The sequence below is a fragment of the Amycolatopsis orientalis DSM 43388 genome (assembly GCF_000411975.1).
GTDB lineage: Bacteria > Actinomycetota > Actinomycetes > Mycobacteriales > Pseudonocardiaceae > Amycolatopsis > Amycolatopsis orientalis_D.
Genome location: NZ_ASXG01000022.1, coordinates 1 through 18,884, shown reverse-complemented (window position 1 = coordinate 18,884; position 18,884 = coordinate 1). Strand labels below are relative to the sequence as shown.

Here is an 18,884-nt window from a genome sequence, read left to right as displayed (position 1 = left end):
TACCCGGACCAGTGGGTTGCGTAAATACGTAATCTGATGCCAGTATGCGTAGCGAGGAGGTGCGCTCGTGAGCATGCCACTGGACGGGGTCGTCGTCGCGGACTTCAGCCGGGTGCTGGCCGGTCCGCTGGCGTGCGTGAACCTGGCCGACCTCGGGGCGACGGTGATCAAGGTCGAACGGCCCGGGGCCGGGGACGACACCCGCGGCTGGGGGCCGCCGTGGACCGCGCACTCCAGCTCGTATTTCGAATGCGCCAACCGGTCCAAGCAGTCCGTGGTGCTCGATCTCGGCGATCCGGACGATCTGGTGCTGGCGCGCGAGCTCGCCCGGCGCGCCGACGTGCTCGTGGAGAACTTCCGGTCCGGCGCGCTGGGGCGGCGCGGGCTCGACTACGAATCCGTCCGCGTGGGTAACCCCGGCATCGTGTACTGCTCGGTTTCCGGCTTCGGCGGCGACGCGGATCTGCCCGGCTACGACTTCCTCGTGCAGGCGATGGGCGGCCTGATGAGCGTCACCGGCACCGACGAACCGACGAAGGCCGGCGTCGCGCTCGTCGACGTGCTCGCCGCGAAGGACGCCACCATCGGCATTCTCGCCGCGTTGCGAGCCCGCGAGAAGACCGGACGCGGGCAGCGGGTCGAGGTGAATCTGCTGTCCAGTTTGCTCGGTTCGATGGCCAACCAGGCTTCTTCGTATCTCACCACCGGGCGCGCACCGCGCCGGATGGGCAATTCGCATCCGTCGATCGCGCCGTACGAAACGTTGCGCTGCAAGGACGACGTGCTCGCGCTGGCTTGCGGCAACGACGGGCAGTTCCGCCGGCTCGCCGAGGTGCTGGGCGTTCCGGAACTGGCCGACGACGGGCGGTTCGCGACGAATGCCGAACGCGTGCGCCACCGTCCGGAGCTGCGGGCCGCGCTCGAACAGCAGCTCGGCGCCGACACAGTGGAGGCGTGGGCCGCGCGGCTGACCGAAGTCGGCGTGCCCGCCGGTCCGGTCGGCGACCTCGCGGACGGGTTCAAGCTGGCGGAATCGCTCGGTCTCGCCCCCACGGTGTCGGTCGGCGACGACGCGCCGCCCCAGGTCCGCCATCCGATCGGCTATTCGGAAACGCCGGTCGCCCGCTACACCGCCCCGCCCCGGCTGGGGCAGCACAGCGACGAGATTCGCCGCTGGCTCGCAGAGGAGAAGAAATGAGCGCTACGAAGTCCCTGCCGCCGCTGGATCCGCGCGACCCCGCCGGGCTCGGCGACCTGTTCACCGAAGACGAGAAGGCGATCGCGGACGCGGTCCGGCGGGTCTGCGCCGACCGGATCGACCCGTACGTCGGCGACTGGTTCGAGCGCGGCGAACTGCCCGACGTCCGCGGCCTGGCCAAGGATCTGGGGTCGCTGGGGGTGCTCGGCATGCACCTGGAGGGCTACGGCTGCGCCGGGATGTCGGCGACCGAGTACGGGCTCGCCTGCCTGGAGCTGGAGGCGAGCGACTCGGGCATCCGCTCGCTGGTGTCGGTGCAGGGTTCGCTGGCGATGTTCGCGATCTGGAAATGGGGTTCGGAGGAGCAGAAGCAGCAGTGGCTGCCGTCGATGGCGGCGGGCGACGCGATCGGCTGCTTCGGGCTGACCGAACCGGACGCCGGCTCGGACCCGGCCAGCATGCGCACCCGCGCGCGGCGCGACGGCGACGACTGGGTCCTCGACGGCCGGAAGATGTGGATCACCAACGGAAGCGTCGCCGACGTGGCCGTGGTGTGGGCGCAGACCGACAAGGGCGTCCGCGGCTTCGTGGTGCCGACCGACACGCCGGGTTTCTCGGCTCCGGAGATCAAGCACAAGATGTCGCTGCGCGCTTCGGTCACGAGCGAGCTGGTTCTCGACGGCGTGCGGCTGCCCGCGGACGCGGTGCTCCCGGAGGTCACCGGGCTGAAGGGACCGTTGAGCTGCCTCAACGAAGCGCGCTTCGGCATCGTGTGGGGTTCGGTCGGCGCGGCGCGTTCCTGCCTGCAGGCGGCGATGTCCTACGCCGAGGACCGCACGCAGTTCGGCAAGCCGATCTCGGCGTTCCAGCTGACGCAGCAGAAACTTGTCGACATGACGCTCGAGTACACGAAGGCGTTGCTGCTCGCGATCCACTTGGGACGGCGCAAGGACGCCGGGGTGCTGAGGCCGGAACAGGTCAGCCTGGGCAAGCTGAACAACGTCCGCGAGGCGCTCGAGATCTGCCGCACCGCGCGCACGATCCTCGGGGCGAACGGGATTTCGCTGGAGTACCCGGTGATCCGGCACATGAACAACCTCGAATCGGTGCTCACCTACGAGGGCACCGTCGAGATGCACACGCTGGTCGTCGGTCAGGCGATCACCGGGCAGTCCGCTTTCCGCTGAGGCGCGGCCAGGGCCGCCAGCGCGGCGGCCGCGGCCAGCATTCCGAGCCCGGCGAGCGTCCAGCCGAGGAAGCCGAACGTCAGCACCAGCGGGACCAGCACGATCGGTCCGGTGATGCGGGCGAGCGCGGTGCTGGTGGCGAACAGCGCTTGGTATTGGCCCTGATGTCCTTCGGGGGCAAAGCTGAACGCGAGGTGCCAGGCGCCGGCGGAGGCGGTTGTTTCGGCGACGGTGAGCAGGAGTGCGCCGGCTAGCGCCAGGACCACGGGGTGCGGCGAAGCGCTGAGCGAGCCGAAGACGGAGCAGGCGGCGATCAGGAAGATCCCGGCCACGGCAAGGGATCGGCGTGCGGTGCGGGCGTCGCGGACCTGGCGGCTGATCGGCAGTTGGAGGAGCACGACGAGGACGGTGTTGGCCAGCAACACCACCGCGGACGTCCATTGTGGAGCAGAACTTCGGGTGACTATCCACAGTGGAAGAGTGACGCTGAGGATCGGCATGGTCAGCTGGGTGATCGCGGCCAGTACGGTCAGGGTGACGTAGCGGCGGTCGCGCAAGGCCGGCCAGCCGGTCTGGCGTTCGGTGGGCGCGTCCGGTCCGGCGTGCAGGTAAAGCGCGGTGGCGAGAACGAACAACGCGGCATCGACGACGAAAACGGTGACCGCGTTGGTTCCGGCGGCCAACACGAGCGCGCCGAGCCCGGAGCCCGCGCCGATGCCGATGTTCACGGCAGTGTGCAGCAAAGCGCGGGCTCGGACTCGGCCTTCGGGCGCCACGACGGTCGCGACGACCGCTTGGCGGCCCGCCGCGAGCGCGCTCTGCCCGCAGGCGAAGAGCGCGCACGCGGCGATGTACAGCGGAACAGTGTGCGCGACGGCGAACAGCAACAGGCCCGCGACCGCAGCGACGGTGGCCGCCGCGAGTGCACGGCGGGCGCCGATCCGGTCCAGCAGCGTCCCGAACGGAACGGTGGTGGTCAGGCTCGTCGCGGCGCCGAGCGAAAGCCCGAGCGCCACGATGCCCGCCGGCAGGCCGACCCGGGTGGTGAAGTGGACGGCGGACACGGCCAGCACCGCGCCGTCGCCCGCCGAGGTCAGGGCTTGGGCGGTGGCGAGCCGCCGGATCGCCGTGCGCGCGCTGGTCATGCCGGGCTGACCGACCAGCAGCGGGTCGACACGCCGACCGTGTTCCACATGTTGATGGCAGTGCTGAGCGCGATCAGCGCGGCCGCGCCTTCCTCGCCGAACTCCGCGACCGCGGCGGAGACGGTGGGCTCGGGGACGTGCGTTTCGGAGAGGCGCGTGACGTCCTCGGTGAGTGCGAACGCGGCTCGTTCGGCAGCGGTGAACAGGCCGGATTCCGGCCAGACGGCGAGTGCGTCGACCCGCTGTGCGGTAACGCCTTCCTTGCGCGCGGCCCGCGAGTGCATGTCGACGCAGTACGCGCAGCCGTTGAGCTGGGACGCGCGGAGGCGGACCAGTTCGCGCAGGGCCGGGTCGATGCCGGCGTGGTCGAGCTGCTGGGTCGCGGCGTCGTCCAGGGTGCTCATCGCGCGGGAGAAAATCGGGGCCAGGGCGTCGAAATCGAGGCGCTGGGGGATGGCGATCGTCGTTGTCATGGACCTAGATTAGGCCCCGATTGGTCTGGGTTCCTGGCCAATCTACCACTAGTAACTCAGTCCATTTGCCAGCGCGTCGGCGGCCAAAGCGAGCGCACGGGCGGCGCGGGCCGACGACACCGCGCCGTAGCCGACGACGACTCCGGCCCGGTCCGGGTTGCCGCCGGGAGCGCGGTAGCCGGAGAGGCCTTCGAGGGCGACGCCGAACTGGCGCGCGGCGGCGAGTGCGCGTTCTTCGGCGGCGGCGTCCGGGAGCTCGACCAGGCATTGCAGACCCGCGGCGAGACCGCCGGGCCGCAGGTCTGGAGTGCGCTCGGCGAGGAGCTGGGCGAACAGTTCGCGGCGCGTCCGGAAGGTGGCCCGGCGTCGGCGGACGGCTCGGTCGTACTCGTGGGAATCGAGGAACCGGGCGAGCACTTGCTGGTGCAGGCCGCTCGGGGTGACGCCGCTGAGGCTCCGTTGCCGGAGCAGTTCGGGGAGGAGGCCGGGCGGGGTCACGGCCCAGGCGACGCCGACGGCTGGGGCGAGTGCTTTGCTTGAGGTGCCCAGGTAGACGACTCGGTCCGGGGCAAGGGCTTGGAGGGCGCCGATGCTGCGGCGGTCGTAGCGGAACTCGCCGTCGTAGTCGTCTTCCAGAAGCAACGCTTCGTGCGCGTTCGCCCATTCGACGGCGGCCCGGCGGCGTTCCGGGGAGAGCGGCACTCCGGTCGGGAATTGGTGGGCGGGAGTGAGGAAAGCGGCGTCGGCTTCGGCGCCGGTGAGGTCGGCTCCTTCCGCGTCGACGCGGACCGGGACAATGTCCAATCCGGACTCGGCGATGATGCGCCGATGCCGTTCGTGCCCGTACTCTTCGACGGCGATCCGCTTGCCGCCGCGGGCGCGAATGGCGCGGCAGGTCAACGAAAGCAGGTCGCCGAACCCACTGCCGACCAGGACGTTCACCGCGGTGACCGCTACGCCGCGAGTCCGGGCGAGGTAACCGGCGAGGGTGTCGCGAAGTTCGATGGCGCCTTCGGGCGGCGCGTAGGCGAAGGTCGAGACCGGCATTTCGGAAAGCGCTCGCCGGGTTTGCGCGCTCCATTGGCTGCGCGGGAAATCGCCCGCGTCGGCGAGGCCGCCGCGCAATTCGTACTCGGGCGGCGCTGGTCGTGGTGCGGCAGCCGGTGGCGAGTGCCGCGGGAAGCCGGCGATCCACGTTCCGGCCCCGACGCGGCTTTCCAGCCAGCCTTCGGCGGCGAGCCGCGAGTAGACCTCGGAGACGGTGCTGCGGGCGATGCCGAGATCGGCGGCGAGTGCGCGCGAGGCGGGCAGCCGGGCGCCGACCGGAAGACGGCCGTCGACGACCGCGGCGCGAAGTGCCGTTTCGAGCGCGTGCGCGGGGCGGGTCGTGGACACGGGCAGGTAGAGGTCGAGCCCGTCGGTCGCCGATGCGCGCTTCATGCGCCGGACTTTAGCCTTGGCCGGGCGGATTCAGGAAAGCAGCGCGTCCGGCACGCGGAACCGCCCGGCCGGACGGTTCCGCGTGCATCGTCGCGGAGTCAGCGGCGCGGACCGGGGTCGCTGAAGCTCGGGCGGCCGGTCTCGTTGTGCCCGGCGAACCGGCGCAGGTAACCCGGCGCGGCCGGGTCGGTCAGCGAGATGTCGAACCAGCCGAACGAGGACGCCGTTTCGCACGCCACCCGCTGGGTCTCGCCCGGACCGAGCGCGATCGTCCGGGCGGCACTGCGGCTGTAGTCGTTGCGCAGCTTCAGTTTCCGGCGCTGCCGGCCGGGATTCGTGATGGTCAGCGTCAGCAACGGGGTCCCGTAGTTGGTGGTGGACACCGAAACCTCGGGTTCGGTCGCGTCCGCAGTGGTGCCGGTGAACTGCGCGAGGTAGCCGTTCGCGCCAGTGACGCGCAGGTCGTAGTTGCCGTGTTCGTCGGTTCCCGGAGCGCCTTCCCAGGTGTCGCTGATGCTGTCGTGCGCGGCGACCGTGTAGCGGCGGGGAGAATCGCCGTGCGCGTAGACGTAGAAGTACGCGCCCGCGGTGCCGTCGTTGGTGAACTGCACCGAAACCGAGCGGCCGTCGCGCTTTCCGGCGAGGGCGGTGGTGAACCGGTAGGGCAGCGCTCGCGCGGGGCGGACGCCCGGTTCCTGCTGCGGCATGGTCTGCGGCAGCTTCACCGAGAACGGCTGGTTCTTGCTCGGCAGCGGAGCCGGCGTCGGGGTGACGACGGGTTTGGTCTGCGGGCGGGAGAAGTCGAACGCCGAGGTGAGGTCGCCGCAGACGGAACGGCGCCACGCGCTGATGTTCGGCTCGGCCACGCCGAACCGGGCTTCGAGGAAGCGCAGCACCGAGGTGTGGTCGAAGGTTTCCGAGCAGACCCAGCCGCCGCGCGACCACGGCGACACGACGAGCATCGGCACGCGGGAGCCGAGCCCGGCGGGGTGTTTCCCGGTCAGCGCGACGCCGGTCGGCCCGCCGCCGGTGCCCTTCGGGAGCTGGTCGAAGTCGAGGGTCTCGTCGGGCAGGCTCGCCGCGAGCGAGCGCGAGACCAGCCCGTCCGTGCCGGGCCGGTTGACCAGCGGCGGCATCGGCGGGACGACGTGGTCGAACAGGCCGTCGTTCTCGTCGTAGTTGATGAAGAAGACGGTCTTGCTCCACACGTCGGGGTTGGAAACGAGCGCGTCGAGGACGAGGTTCAGGTAGTACGCGCCATCGCTGGCGGACGCGGCCGCGTGCTCGCTGTACTTGTACGGCGGGACGATCCAGGTGACCTGCGGCAGCTTCCCGGACTGCACGTCCGCGCGGAACTCCTTGAGCGTGTGCGTCGAAACGCCCTGCTCGACCAGCGGACCGGACGCGCCTTCCTTCGCGTGGTAGTTCGCGAAGAACTCGAGGGAGTTGTCGGTGTAGTTGTCCGTCGGCTCGCCGGGGATGCCGCTGCCGCCCTGGTAGAGCTTCCAGCTGACGCCGGCGCGCTGCAGCCGTTCGGGGTAGGTCGTCCAGGTGTAGCCGTTGGTGCCCGGCCGTTCCCAGAGGCCGGGCCCGTTCTGCTTGCTGCCGAGGCGGTTCTGCGTGTCGATCGTGCCGGACCACAACAGGATCCGGTTCGGCGCGGTGTCGGCGGGGACGGAGCAGTGGTAGGCGTCGCAGATGGTGAACGCTTCGGCGAGCGCGTAGTGGTACGGCAGTTCGGAGCGCTGCTGATACGTCATGGTGAACACGTCCTGCTTTTCGTTCACCCAGCCGTCGTAGCGCCCGCCGTTCCACAGCGGTTCGCCGCTGCCCCAGCCGTGGTGGGTGCCGGCGATGTGCTCGCTGGTGCGCAACGCGTCGAGCGGAAACGGCAGGACGTACTCGGCGTCGTCGGGCAGGCCGCGGCTCTTGTAGCCGGCGGTCCGCACCTTGGCTGGCGGCTGGTAGAAAACCGGCCGCCCGTTGGGGAGCAGGTGCGGACGGGGATCGCCGTAACCGCGCACGCCGCGCATAGTGCCGAAGTAGTGGTCGAAGGACCGGTTCTCCTGCATGAGCACGACGACGTGCTCGACGTCCTCGATGGTCCCCGACCGGCGGGCCGGTTCGACCGCGAGCGCCTTCCCGATCGACCCCGGCAGCAGCCCTCCGGCCGCCGCTCCGGCGAGCGAAGCGCCCGCCATGCCGAGAAAATTCCGGCGACTCGTACCCGCCATGTTCGCGTCCTCCATGTGCTCGCGGCGAGACAGCGGTCGCCCGGAGTCACCGGCCGCCGCTCGCCCGGAGCAGAGCATTGCCGAGCCGGATGTCCCGGATCTGGCGTGCGGGTGAATACTCGCGCCGCCGTGGCCGTGATCCCGGATTCGGGCAAACCGGTTAACCCGCTGTTTTCCGGCCGGGAACGCCTCGGCCGTTCGAGCTAACTTGCGCGGTCCCCGCCGTTCGCCTCGAACGCCGGTGGTTTCCTCGACGGGTTCGGAAAACGGGGGAACGGAGTGACCGGGATGAGCGATCCGCTGTCCGGCGGGGACGCGGTGGCGCGGGTGGATCAGATGGTGGCGCGGGCGAAGCGGAAAGCCGAGCGGTACCAGGCGATGCAGGCGGCGGTCGGGCAGGTCTCGGTGACCGAGACGGGCAAGGACGGGCTGGTCACGGTCACGGTGGACTCGGCGGGGAACGTGACTGATCTGCGGATCGCTGATCGGGTCCGGGAGCTGTCCGGCGAGCAGGTGGCCGCCGCGGTTCTGACGACGTTGCGGCGGGCGCAGTCGCGGTTGCCGGACCGGCTCGGCGAGGTCATGGCGGAGACGATCGGCGACGACCGGCAGACGGTGGACACGATCGTCGGCAACTACCGGGCGAAGTTTCCCGAGCCGGAGCCGGAGGAAGCGGAGCCGGCCGAGAGCCGGCATGTCCGGAATCTCGGCGCTCTCGAGGAGGAACCCGCTCCGAAGCCGCCGCCGGCGCGTCGTCCGCCGGGCGGCTCGGACGAAGACGACGGCGACGATGGCTTTGGCCAGTCGTTCCTGACACGGGGATGAAACCGGGGGGATCCGATGGCAGGTGAGGGTTCCGGCGGCTACGAGGTGCATCCGGACGAGCTGGCGAAGCACGCGAAAGCGGTGGAGCAGGTCGGCAAGACGCTGGGGCAGGCGTTGTCCGCGGCGGAGCAGGTGACGGTGGGGGTGCAGGCGTACGGCATGATCACCGGTCCGTTGTTCGTGCCGATCGTGCTCGCGGTGAGCGCGCCCGGGCTGGCGACGCTGGCGTTGGCGCAGCAGGCGATGGGGCAGGTGGCCCAGTCGGTGAACCAGGCCGTGACGACGTATCAGAACGCGGAGCAGCACCACACGCAGACTATGGACGGTCTCGGGAAGAAGCTCTCGTGAACAACCCGTTGGTGGCGCAGCGGCAGGACTCGACGACCTGGCACAGCGGGATCAACGTCCTCGACGACGCCGCGGGCGTGTACGACGGGGTGCAGTCGGGTTCGTGGATCGAGGGCGGGATCGCCGCTCTCGGCACCGGCCTGGACATGCTGACCATCGCGATGAACCCGGTCGGCACGCTGATCTCCTACGGGCTGAACTGGCTGATCGAGCATGTGAAGCCGTTGCAGGACGCGCTGAACCAGCTGGCCGGCGACGGCGACCAGATCGCGGCGTATTCGGAAACCTGGAAGAACATCGGCAAGGCGACCGAGCAGGCGGCGAAGGACCTGGCCGCCACCGTGCAGCAGGACACCGCGAACTGGAAGGGCGCGGCGGCCGACGCGTACCGGGCCAGCATCGGGAAGAAGATCGATCACATCAACGCGGCCGCGACCTGCGCGAACACGATCAGCACGGTGGTGGAGGTCGTCGGCGTGATCACGGCGGCGGTGCGCTGCCTGGTCCGGGACATGATCACCCAGGCGGTCGGCGATTTCGTCCAGGACGCGCTGGAGGAGGTGTGCTCGCTCGGGCTGGGCACGCCGGTCGTGGTGGCGCAGGTCGTCGAGCAGGTGTCGGCGTGGCTGGAGAAGATCGGCGCGCTGATCAAGAAGCTGATCAACTCGGTCGAGAAGCTGCGGCCGTTGATGTCGAAGCTCGAGGAGATCTTCGCGTTGATCAAGAAGGTGCTGGGCGAGTTGCACGGCCGCCCCGGCGAAGGCGGCGACGCGACCCACGTGTCGTCCGCCGAGGATCCGCACACCTCGCCGCACGGCAAGGAACCCGGCGGCGACGGGACACAGGCTGCCCACGCCGACGATCCCGGCACCGCACCGGACGGGACGACCTCGCCGAGCGAGGCGCGCACCGGGAATCCGGACGGCGACGGCTCCCTGCACGAGAACGGCGATCCGCGCAAGGACGGCCGGTCCAACGACGGGAAGTGCGAGGGAGGCGACCCGATCGACCTCGCCACCGGCGACATGCTGATGGTGCAGACCGATGTGGAACTGCCCGGCGTGCTGCCGCTCGTGGTGACCAGGGCACACATCTCGTCGTACCGGGCAGGCCGGTTCTTCGGCCGCTCGTGGGCCTCCACGCTGGACGAGCGGCTCGAGTCGGACGGCACGCGGATCTGGTACGCCGCACCGGACGGCGTGCTGCTGGCGTATCCGGTTCCGCCCGAGGACGGTTCGCCGGTGCTGCCGGAGGAAGGCGCGCGGTGGCCGCTGGCGCGCACGCCGGACGGCGGCTACGCGATCAGCTGCCCGGAACTTCGCCGCACGCTGCGTTTCACCGCCGCGCACCAAGCCGGCGCGATCACCGTGCTGCCGCTCGCGGCGATCGCCGACCGCAACGGCAACCGGATCGAGGTCGACCGAGACGAGAACGGCGTCCCGACGCTGCTCCGGCATTCCGGCGGGTACCGGATCGCGGTGGACAGCGGGAACGGGCTGGTGACCGGGCTTCGCTTGCTCAGCCCGGACACCGGGGCCGCGATCGATCTGGTGCGCTATCGCTACGACGACGCGGGCCGGCTGGTCGAAATCCGGAACTCCTCCGGTCTGCCGACCCGGTTCGAATACGACAGCCAGGGTCGCGTGGTCAAGTGGATCGACCGCAACGACCGGTGGTACGGCTACGTTTTCGACGAACTCGGCCGGTGCGTCCGCACCGAAGGCTCCGGCGGCGCGCTCGCCTGCACCATCGACTACGACTCGGCGGGTCGGACGACGACCTACACCGATTCGCTGGGCCACGTCACGACGTACCACTTCAACGACGCCTGGCAGCTCGTCCGCGCGGTCGATCCGCTGGGCCACGCGGTCGTGACCGAGCGGGACCGCTACGACCGGCTGCTTTCGCGCACCGATCCGCTCGGGCGGACGACCCGGTACCGCTACGACGAGGACGGCAGGCTGCTCGCGGTCACCGATCCGGACGGCCGCACCACGACCGCCGAGTACGACCGCGCCGGCCAGCCCGCGGTGCTCACCGGACCGGACGGGGCGGTGTGGCGCAACGAGTACGACGAACGCGGCAATCTCGTCGCGGTCACCGACCCGGCGGGCGCGGTCACCCGGTACCACTTCGACCACCGCGGGCATCCGGCCGGGCTGACCAACGCGCTCGGCCAGACCAGGCGCGTCGAGACCGACGCGGCGGGCCTCCCGGTCGCGGTCACCGATTTCCTCGGTGCCACGACCCGCTACGCGCGGGACGTCTTCGGCCGGATCAGCGCGGTCGTCGATCCGCTCGGCGGGGTCACCCGGTTCTCCTGGACCGTCGAGGGCAAGCTGCTTTCCTGTACCCAGCCGGACGGGACCACCGAACAATGGCGGTACGACGGCGAAGGCAACGAAATCGCCTATGTCGACGCCCTCGGGCAGACGATCCGCACCGAGTTCACGTATTTCGACTCGCCGTCCGCGAAAATCGACGTCGACGGATCCCGGCTGGAATTCGAGTACGACACCGAAATGCGGCTGGTGTCGGTCGTCAATCCGCAGGGCCGGGTGTGGCGCTACGCCTACGACCCCGCGGGAAACCTCGTTTCGGAAACCGATTTCGGCGGCCGGACGCTGTCGTATGCGTACGATCCGGCCCGCCAGCTGATCGCCCGGACCAACGGGGCGGGCGAAGTCATGACGTTCCGCCACGACGCCCGGGGAAACGTCATCGAGAAACGCGTCGGCGGGCAGGCGACGACGTACGAATTCGATGCGGCCGACCAGTTGCTGCGGGCATCCGGGCCGGACGCCGAATTGGCAATCGAACGCGACCCGCTCGGCCGGGTGCTGCGGGAAACGTGCAACGGACGTGCCGTCGAATCGGTGTACGACTTGCTGGGCAGGCGGATCCTGCGGGTGACTCCGGCCGGGGTGCGGACCGGCTGCGAGTACAACGGGAACGACCAGCCGGCAGTGGTCCGCACCGACGGCCACACGGTCCGGCTCAGCTACGACGCGGCCGGTCGCGAGGTCCGCCGCCAGCTCAGCGGCGGCGCGATGGTGAACCAGAGCTGGGACGCGAACCATCGGCTCGCCGGACAGCAGGTGACCGACGCCTTCGCCCGGTCGCGGCAGCGGCGCACGTATCACTACCGCGCGGACAGCGTCGTCACCGGCATCCAGGACCAGCTCGCCGGCTCTCGGCAGTACGACCTCGACCGCTGGGGACGCGTCACCGCGGTGCACGGCGCCGGATGGACGGAACGCTACGCGTACAACGAATTCGGCAACGTCAGCAATGCCGAGTGGCCGGATCAGGATCCGGCCGCACAAGGCGGCCGCGAATACGCCGGCGTCGTTCTTCGCCGCAGCGGCGCCATCCATTACCGGCACGACGCCCAAGGCCGGATCGTCGAACGGTCGAGCCGCACGCTGTCCGGGCAACGGCGGATCTGGCGCTACACCTGGGACGGCGACGACCGGCTGACCGGCGTGACGACCCCGGACGGGACCAGATGGCGCTATCGGCACGACCCGCTCGGCCGGCGGATCGCCAAGGAACGCCTCGCCCCGGACGGCGTGCACGTGGCCGAGGAAACCGTTTTCGCTTGGGACGGCGTGCATCTCGTCGAACAGACCACCCGGGCGGCCGACCGTCCGGACGTGCTGACCACGACCTGGGACCGCGACGGCGTGCGGCCGGTGAGCCAGGTCGAACGCCGGACGATGGCCGACGCTCCGCAACACGTGGTGGACGAACGGTTTTTCGCGATCGTGACCGACCTGCTCGGCACTCCGACCGAACTGGTCGACGAAAGCGGCGCCGTCGCCTGGCACGCGCGGCGCACCGTGTGGGGCATCACCAGCCGGGCTCCGGACTCGACCGCCGAGACCCCGCTGCGGTTCCCCGGGCAGTACTTCGATCCCGAAACCGGCTTGCACTACAACTACTTCCGGCATTACGACCCGGCGACCGCGGAGTACACCAGCGCCGATCCGCTCGGTCTCGCCGGCGGTCCGAACCAGCGTTCGTACGCGGTCAACCCGATGGCGTGGCTGGACTATCTCGGCTTGCTGACGTGCAAGCAGAACGCCGCGATCCTGCGCGACAACATGGCGGCCGAGGGACGCGCTCCCGCACCGGGCGAGGCGGCCGCGCACATCGTCCCGTCCGGCGGCAGCAAGAACCAGTGGGCGTGGGGCGCGAAAAGCCGGGATCTGCTCGACGCGCACAAGGTCGACATCAACGACCCGGCGAACGGGATTCCGCTCGGGCATCCGACGCCGCACAATTACACGCATCGCGGGGGATTCCACGAAAAGGTCTACAACCGGCTGCAGGGCGTCGTCGCCCAGGGACAGGCGCGCGGGCTCAGCCAGACCGCGATCGGCGGGCTGCTGCGGAACGAGTTGCGCGGCATCGGAAAAGCCGTGCTGGGCGAGCTTTCCAGCGGGGTGCCGGGGCCTGGGGCATACTGGACCGCGTGATGGCCGAGATCCCACGTGGCCGGGCCGTGTGCCGGCTGCTGCCGAGCGTGAGCGAAGCCCGCGGGGAGTACCGCGCCCTGACCATCGGCGGCGAGCTGACGAAGGTCGTCCGCTGGATGCTTTCCGGCTCGCCGGACGATTACCCGCGCGGGATCGTCGCGGAGTGGGTCGGCGAGCCGGACTGGCGGCCGGTCGAGTTCTCGCCGGGCGCGGACGAGGCCCCGATCGTCGGCCGCCGCGTCGCCGACGAGTTCCGCGCCGACTTCGAGGCTTCCGGAAGCCTGCTGCCGCTCACCATTGACGGCAAGGAGAGCGAGGACTGGTTCCTGTTTCTCGTCGAGCAGGTCGTCGACTGCCTGGACACCAGCGAATCGTCCGAGCCGGAATGGGACGGCGTGATCCGGCAGTCGGTATTCCGCCCGGACGCGGTGCCCTGGCATCTCCCGGTTTTCCGCGTGCCGCAGTCGACCAAGCTGTATTGGAACGAATGGGCCGCCGACCGGTTGCGGAAGCTCGCCGCCCCGGATGTGGAAGCGCGGCTGATCTGGTCGGAAGACCCGTCGCGGGTCCCGCACCCGGACCCCTGGAGCTTCTGACCCGCCGAAAGGCGTTCGGTGACAATATTGCGAGCCGCTCTGGCCGCGCTGTTCGACGCCGTCGGGCTCACCGACGTCGACTTCGACGCCGCGGTCGCGGACGAACACGTCCGGTCCGCCGCTTACCGGCGCGTCATCGCGGCGACCGTTGCGCCGGATCCTCGGCGGTTGGCGGCTGTGCTGGTGCGGGACCCGGAACCGCTGACGGCCAAGACCGCAGTGGTGGAACTGGTCGACCACCTCGCAGGGACGACAACGGACCCGGCGGAGTTTCGGCGACCGGCGGCGGGGATCGTCGCCGAGGCGGACCAGCTCGCGCCCAAGGACCGCGAGTTCGTCCGGCAGCGAGTGCTGGACTGGGAACTGTGGCTGGCCACCGAAAACGGCCAGGCCCCGAGCGCCGCCGACCTCGCCGCGGCCAGCGACTGGATGCAGCGGCGGCTGGCCGATTTCGCGTCTTCTCCGCAGGTCCTGGCACTGCTCGGCGAGCACGGCCGCACCCAGAAGATCAGAAACACCGCCCGGAACCGCACAATCCCCCGAAACCCCGCAACGCCCTGATCCGCCCTGAACAAAGCCGAGGACGAACAGCCCGCTCCTCCGAGCGGGTGCGGGACGACGAGACGAACTGGCCCGCCGATTCGCTGGGGAACAGATCACCAGGCGCGCGGCCTGGCCGGTCATGGACTCAGACTGCGGCCGGTGTCACCGGCGAGCACGCGTTCCTCGGCGCGATGCGATCAGCGACTGAGCATTCGTGGTACGCCGAGGTTCACTCTCGGAAGCCGAAGAAGCGCCTTCGGCTGTGCCCGCAGATCCACGGCAGCATGCCCCGGCTAGGCATCCAGCCAAGGCAGTCAAGATCAGCTTTCCCGGCGGATCGATGCCCCTTGAACTGCTGAATCCTCTGGGCATTACGGCCACTCCGGTCCGGAACGCGCAGCCACCGCCCCCAACACCGACCGGCACCAACTCCCAAAACCGGACCACACGGGACGGGGGGTCCGGGGGGCGAAGCCCCACCGGGCGGGGCCTGGGGGTTGCACCCCCAGAAAACACGACGAGACGAGCAGGCCCGCGCTTTGTGCGGGCATAGCTCGCCTCGAGTCGAGTGGGCGATACTGGGATCGAACCAGTGACCTCTTCGGTGTGAACGAAGCGCTCTCCCCCTGAGCTAATCGCCCGTTGTGCAACGCACCAGCCTGGGGTGGACTGGAGTGCGCGATACTGGGATTGAACCAGTGACCTCTTCCGTGTCAGGGAAGCGCTCTCCCGCTGAGCTAATCGCGCTTGCTGCTGTGCAACGTGTCGTAAACATTAGCGGACGCCTCGGCACCGCCCGCACTGGGGGGCCGGTTTGGCGGGCCGGGCTGGTTACTGTCCTGCGTGGACAGTCATGCGGACGCCTTCGGCCAGGCGGTAGGGGCGGGTGTCGACGATGGCGCCCAGCAGGCGGCGCAGGCGGGAGACTTCGGCGCGGACGGTTACCAGGTGTTCGGCGTCTCCGTAGAGTGCGTGGCTGAGCGCGACCGCGGAGAGGCCGTCGCGGCCGGCTTTGTGGAGGCGGACCAGGATTTCGGCGTGCCGTTTGGTGAGGGGACGGCGCCAGCCGGTGTCGCCGGCTTGGAAGCTGAGCAGGGGAGCCGGGGTGAGGTCGAGGTCGAGCCGGACGGTGCGGGCGGTGCTGGCGGGGCGGACCAGCCAGCCGTCGGCGATGGGTTCGGGGAGGCAGGCGCCCAGGCCGGGGACGGCGATTACCTGGCCGGCCCTGGGGGCGGCGATGCGTTCGCCCGCGGAGACGCCGACGCTGTGCGCCACCCAGCCGTCCTCGTCGACGACCAGGGCGGGGCCGGCGGAGAGGACAGGTTCAGCCATTTGGCGCAGTCGTTCGAGGCGTTGGCGGTGGGTGCGCCACAGTTGCGATTCGGCCAGTCGCTTGCCCGTTTCGACCAGGGCGCCGATCGCCGGGTGCAGGGTCAGCGCCGGACCGCTGACGTCGATGACGCCGAGCAGTTCGCCGGTGCGCGGGTCGTGGATCGGCGAGGCGGTGCAGTACCACGGGTGCTGGTTCTGCTCGAAGTGCTCGCCGGCGAGCAGTTCGATGGGCGCGGCTTCGGCCAGCGCGGTGCCGATCGCGTTCGTGCCGACGCGGGATTCGGTCCACTCGGAGCCTTCGATGAAGCCCAGCGTGTCCGCCTTGCGCCGGACGGCGGACGAGCCTTCGCGCCACAGGATGATGCCGTCGGCGTCGGTGACTACCAGGAGCATGTGCGCCGAATCGGACGTCGCGCCGACGACCTGGCGGAGGTCCTCGATGACGTGCCGCAGCGGGGAGTCGTGCCGGCGGCGTTCGACCTCGTCGCCGGGGACCGAATCGCGGGCGTTCATGCCGTCGGCGGTGAGGCCGAGGCTCAGCACGCGGGACCAGGAGCGCGAGACGAGCGGACGCGGCGGGACCGCGGGACGGCTGCCGCCGATGACCGCCTCGTGCATCCGGACCAGGTCGCGGGCGTAGGTGGGCAGGCTGCGGCCCGGAGGCACCGCACTGTGCACCACCACAGTCACCTCCCGCACCATCGCGTCAGCGGACCAGCATAGGTGACCTGCGCCGATGTTGTCATGCCTCGGCGCGTGCAACTCGCTGCAACCCTTGCCGCGCGCCCGCGCCGGGGAGTGTGATCGGCGCTACACCACCGACGACGCTGGTACCGCGAGCAGATGGAGGAGCAGCCATGACACAGACGGTCGACCGGATCGCGCAGGCGGGCACGCCGCAGGCCCGGGTCGAGGACTGGCTGGCCCGGTTCGAGGCCGCGCTGGCCGCCCGCGACATCGAGGCCGCCGCGGGGTTGTTCGCCGTCGATTCCTATTGGCGCGACTTGGTTTCCTTCACCTGGAACATCAAGACGGTCGAGGGCCGCGACGGGATCGCCGGCCTGCTCGGCGGCTGCCTGGAGACGACCGATCCGAGCGGGTTCCGCACTGCCGAACCGGCCACCGAAGCCGACGGCGTCACCGAGGCGTGGATCGAGTTCGAGACCGCCGTCGGACGCGCGAAAGGGCATCTGCGGCTGAACGACGAAGGCGCGTGGACGCTGCTCACCAGCCTGCGCGAGCTGAAGGGCTTCGAGGAGTCGCAGCGCGAACGGCGGCCCAAGGGCGTCGAGCACGGCGTGGTCCGCGGCCGCCGGTCGTGGGCGGAGAAGCGCGCCGAGGAGCAGGAGACGCTCGGCTACGAGCAGCAGCCCTACGTCGTCGTGATCGGCGGCGGACAGGGCGGGATCGCGCTCGGCGCCCGGCTGCGCCAGCTCGGCGTGCCCTCGCTGGTGGTCGAGCGCAACGACCGGCCCGGCGACTCGTGGCGCAAGCGGTACAAGAACCTGTGCCTGCACGACCCGGTCTGGTACGACCACCTGCCGTATCTGCCGTTCCCGGAGAACTGGCCGGTGTTCGCGCCGAAGGACAAGATCGCCGACTGGCTCGAGATGTACACGCGCCTGATGGAGGTGCCGTACTGGACGCGTTCGACGGTCACCTCCGCGGCGTGGGACGACGACGCGAAGCAGTGGCACGTCACGGTGGACCGCGACGGCGAGCAGGTGGTCCTCACGCCGCGGCACGTCGTGTTCGCCACCGGCATGTCCGGCAAGCCGAATCTGCCGTCGTTCCCCGGCATGGACGAATTCCAGGGCGACCAGCACCACTCGTCGCAGCACCCCGGTCCGGACGCGTACGCGGGCAAGAAGGCGGTCGTCGTCGGGTCGAACAACTCGGCGCACGACATCTGCGCGGCGCTGTGGGAGCACGGCGCGGACGTGACCATGGTGCAGCGTTCGTCCACGCACATCGTGAAGTCGGATTCGCTGATGGACCTGGGCCTCGGCGACCTGTACTCGGAGCGCGCGGTGGCCGCGGGCGTCACCACCGAGAAGGCCGACCTGATCTTCGCGTCGATCCCGTACCGGATCATGCCGCAGTTCCAGATCCCGGTGTACGAAGCCATCCGCGAGCGCGACGCGGACTTCTACGCCCGGCTCGAGGCGGCGGGCTTCAAGCACGACTGGGGCGACGACGGTTCCGGCCTGTTCATGAAGTACCTGCGCCGCGGTTCCGGCTACTACATCGACGTGGGCGCGTCGGAACTCGTCGCGAACGGCAGCATCAAGCTCGCGCACGGCCAGGTCGACCACCTGACCGCGAACTCGGTGGTGCTCGAAGACGGCACCGAACTGGAAGCCGACGTGGTCGTGTACGCGACCGGCTACGGCTCGATGAACGGCTGGGTCGCCGACCTGGTCGGGCAGGAGACCGCGGACAAGGTCGGCAAATGCTGGGGTCTCGGCTCGGAAACAACGAAGGACCCGGGCCCGTGGGAGGGCGAGCAGCGCAACATGTGGAAGCCCACCCAGCAGGAGGGATTGTGGTTCCACGGCGGGAATCTGCACCAGTCGCGGCATTACTCGCTGTACCTGGCGCTGCAGCTGAAGGCGCGGTTCGAGGGGCTGGACACGCCGGTGTACGGGCTGCAAGAAGTCCATCACCTGTCTTGAGGATCGCGGGAAAACCCGGTGGCCGCTTCGGCGGTCACCGGGTTTTCCCTTGCAGCCCAAGCAGGACGACGCGCATCCCCTCGGCGAACTCGGTTTCCGGATCGCTTGCCGCGGCCGCCTTGGCGATTTCGGCCATTCCGGCGAACTGGTCCTGGGGCAAGGCCGCCAGCCGGTCGGTGGTCTCGGTGACGTTCGGGTCGCGCGACAGCGGACCGGCCAGTTCGGCTTGCGCGAAGCCGGTGACGAAGGCCAGCACGGTCCGGAACGCGACCAGCAGCTCGGCGCCGGTCCGTCCGCCGCGGGCAAGCGCTTGCACGAGCGCTTCGGCCGGACGGAGCGTCGTCCGGTCGAGGCTGCGGCGGGTCAGGACCAGCGGGAGGGCGTGCGGATGCGCCCGCACCGCCCGC

Annotated in this window: 14 protein-coding genes and 2 tRNA genes; 8 read left to right on the top strand and 8 right to left on the bottom strand. The window is 70.0% G+C overall.

Annotated elements, in window-relative coordinates:
- Positions 1-73: 73 nt before the first annotated feature.
- Positions 74-1,198 carry a CaiB/BaiF CoA transferase family protein gene (locus L942_RS03660; protein ID WP_037354879.1) on the top strand — a complete coding sequence of 375 codons (1,125 nt, stop codon included), beginning with the start codon at positions 74-76 and terminating at the stop codon, positions 1,196-1,198.
- Positions 1,195-2,385: an acyl-CoA dehydrogenase family protein gene (locus tag L942_RS03655; RefSeq protein WP_037354876.1), complete on the top strand. Its 1,191-nt coding sequence runs from the start codon at positions 1,195-1,197 to the stop codon at positions 2,383-2,385. The genes L942_RS03660 and L942_RS03655 overlap by 4 nt, the downstream gene beginning before the upstream one ends.
- On the opposite strand, the gene L942_RS03650 is transcribed toward L942_RS03655, so the two are convergent.
- From L942_RS03650 to L942_RS03635, 4 genes are all read right to left on the bottom strand, one after another.
- Positions 2,352-3,578, bottom strand: coding sequence for an MFS transporter (locus tag L942_RS03650; protein ID WP_235078880.1), 1,227 nt, complete (start codon positions 3,576-3,578; stop codon positions 2,352-2,354). The two genes, L942_RS03655 and L942_RS03650, sit on opposite strands and share 34 nt — an antisense overlap.
- Positions 3,527-4,003 (bottom strand): carboxymuconolactone decarboxylase family protein, encoded by a 477-nt coding sequence (locus L942_RS03645; RefSeq protein WP_037354873.1) that lies wholly within the window; start codon positions 4,001-4,003, stop codon positions 3,527-3,529. The genes L942_RS03650 and L942_RS03645 overlap by 52 nt, the downstream gene beginning before the upstream one ends.
- 48 nt (positions 4,004-4,051) lie before the next feature.
- Entirely contained in the window at positions 4,052-5,443 is a 1,392-nt protein-coding gene (pdxR, locus tag L942_RS03640; protein WP_037354870.1) for a MocR-like pyridoxine biosynthesis transcription factor PdxR, read from the bottom strand.
- A 98-nt stretch (positions 5,444-5,541) separates the two neighbouring features.
- Complete coding sequence (locus L942_RS03635) at positions 5,542-7,677, bottom strand: phosphocholine-specific phospholipase C (RefSeq protein ID WP_037354909.1); 2,136 nt, start codon at positions 7,675-7,677, stop codon at positions 5,542-5,544.
- Between the two features lie 288 nt (positions 7,678-7,965).
- Here L942_RS03635 and L942_RS03630 point away from each other — a divergent pair, with 288 nt between their 5' ends.
- From L942_RS03630 to L942_RS03610, 5 genes are read left to right on the top strand one after another with little or no spacing between them, the layout of a single operon-like run.
- On the top strand, positions 7,966-8,502 hold the full coding sequence (locus L942_RS03630; RefSeq protein ID WP_037354867.1) for a YbaB/EbfC family nucleoid-associated protein: 537 nt from the start codon (positions 7,966-7,968) through the stop codon (positions 8,500-8,502).
- Positions 8,503-8,517: 15 nt separating this feature from the next.
- Positions 8,518-8,850: a type VII secretion target gene (locus L942_RS03625; protein ID WP_037354865.1), complete on the top strand. Its 333-nt coding sequence runs from the start codon at positions 8,518-8,520 to the stop codon at positions 8,848-8,850.
- Positions 8,847-13,331: a DUF6531 domain-containing protein gene (locus L942_RS03620; protein ID WP_051165689.1), complete on the top strand. Its 4,485-nt coding sequence runs from the start codon at positions 8,847-8,849 to the stop codon at positions 13,329-13,331. The genes L942_RS03625 and L942_RS03620 overlap by 4 nt, the downstream gene beginning before the upstream one ends.
- Positions 13,328-13,927, top strand: a complete 600-nt coding sequence (locus L942_RS03615) for a hypothetical protein (protein WP_200862691.1) — start codon at positions 13,328-13,330, stop codon at positions 13,925-13,927. Before L942_RS03620 ends, L942_RS03615 begins: the two co-directional genes overlap by 4 nt.
- A gap of 18 nt (positions 13,928-13,945) precedes the next feature.
- On the top strand, positions 13,946-14,488 hold the full coding sequence (locus L942_RS03610; RefSeq protein WP_051165688.1) for a hypothetical protein: 543 nt from the start codon (positions 13,946-13,948) through the stop codon (positions 14,486-14,488).
- 551 nt (positions 14,489-15,039) lie between these two features.
- Here the strand turns inward: L942_RS03610 and L942_RS03605 are convergent.
- The 3 genes from L942_RS03605 to L942_RS03595 form a co-directional block, all read right to left on the bottom strand.
- Positions 15,040-15,111 (bottom strand) — tRNA-Val (locus tag L942_RS03605).
- A 34-nt stretch (positions 15,112-15,145) separates the two neighbouring features.
- Positions 15,146-15,217: transfer RNA gene (locus L942_RS03600), tRNA-Val, on the bottom strand.
- Between the two features lie 84 nt (positions 15,218-15,301).
- Positions 15,302-16,492 (bottom strand): transcriptional regulator, encoded by a 1,191-nt coding sequence (locus L942_RS03595; protein WP_440201292.1) that lies wholly within the window; start codon positions 16,490-16,492, stop codon positions 15,302-15,304.
- Between the two features lie 167 nt (positions 16,493-16,659).
- Here L942_RS03595 and L942_RS03590 point away from each other — a divergent pair, with 167 nt between their 5' ends.
- Positions 16,660-18,477: an NAD(P)/FAD-dependent oxidoreductase gene (locus L942_RS03590; protein WP_037354861.1), complete on the top strand. Its 1,818-nt coding sequence runs from the start codon at positions 16,660-16,662 to the stop codon at positions 18,475-18,477.
- A gap of 34 nt (positions 18,478-18,511) precedes the next feature.
- On the opposite strand, the gene L942_RS03585 is transcribed toward L942_RS03590, so the two are convergent.
- Positions 18,512-18,884 (bottom strand): TetR/AcrR family transcriptional regulator C-terminal domain-containing protein (locus tag L942_RS03585; RefSeq protein WP_037354858.1); only part of this gene is annotated, 373 nt, incomplete at its 5' end.

Coding starts and splice junctions, on each gene's coding strand:
- L942_RS03660 (WP_037354879.1), top strand. CDS start 74: ATGCCACTGGACGGGGTCGTCGTCGCGGACTTCAGCCGGGTGCTGGCC.
- L942_RS03655 (WP_037354876.1), top strand. CDS start 1,195: ATGAGCGCTACGAAGTCCCTGCCGCCGCTGGATCCGCGCGACCCCGCC.
- L942_RS03645 (WP_037354873.1), bottom strand. CDS start 4,003: ATGACAACGACGATCGCCATCCCCCAGCGCCTCGATTTCGACGCCCTG.
- pdxR (WP_037354870.1), bottom strand. CDS start 5,443: ATGAAGCGCGCATCGGCGACCGACGGGCTCGACCTCTACCTGCCCGTG.
- L942_RS03635 (WP_037354909.1), bottom strand. CDS start 7,677: ATGGCGGGTACGAGTCGCCGGAATTTTCTCGGCATGGCGGGCGCTTCG.
- L942_RS03630 (WP_037354867.1), top strand. CDS start 7,966: ATGAGCGATCCGCTGTCCGGCGGGGACGCGGTGGCGCGGGTGGATCAG.
- L942_RS03625 (WP_037354865.1), top strand. CDS start 8,518: ATGGCAGGTGAGGGTTCCGGCGGCTACGAGGTGCATCCGGACGAGCTG.
- L942_RS03590 (WP_037354861.1), top strand. CDS start 16,660: ATGACACAGACGGTCGACCGGATCGCGCAGGCGGGCACGCCGCAGGCC.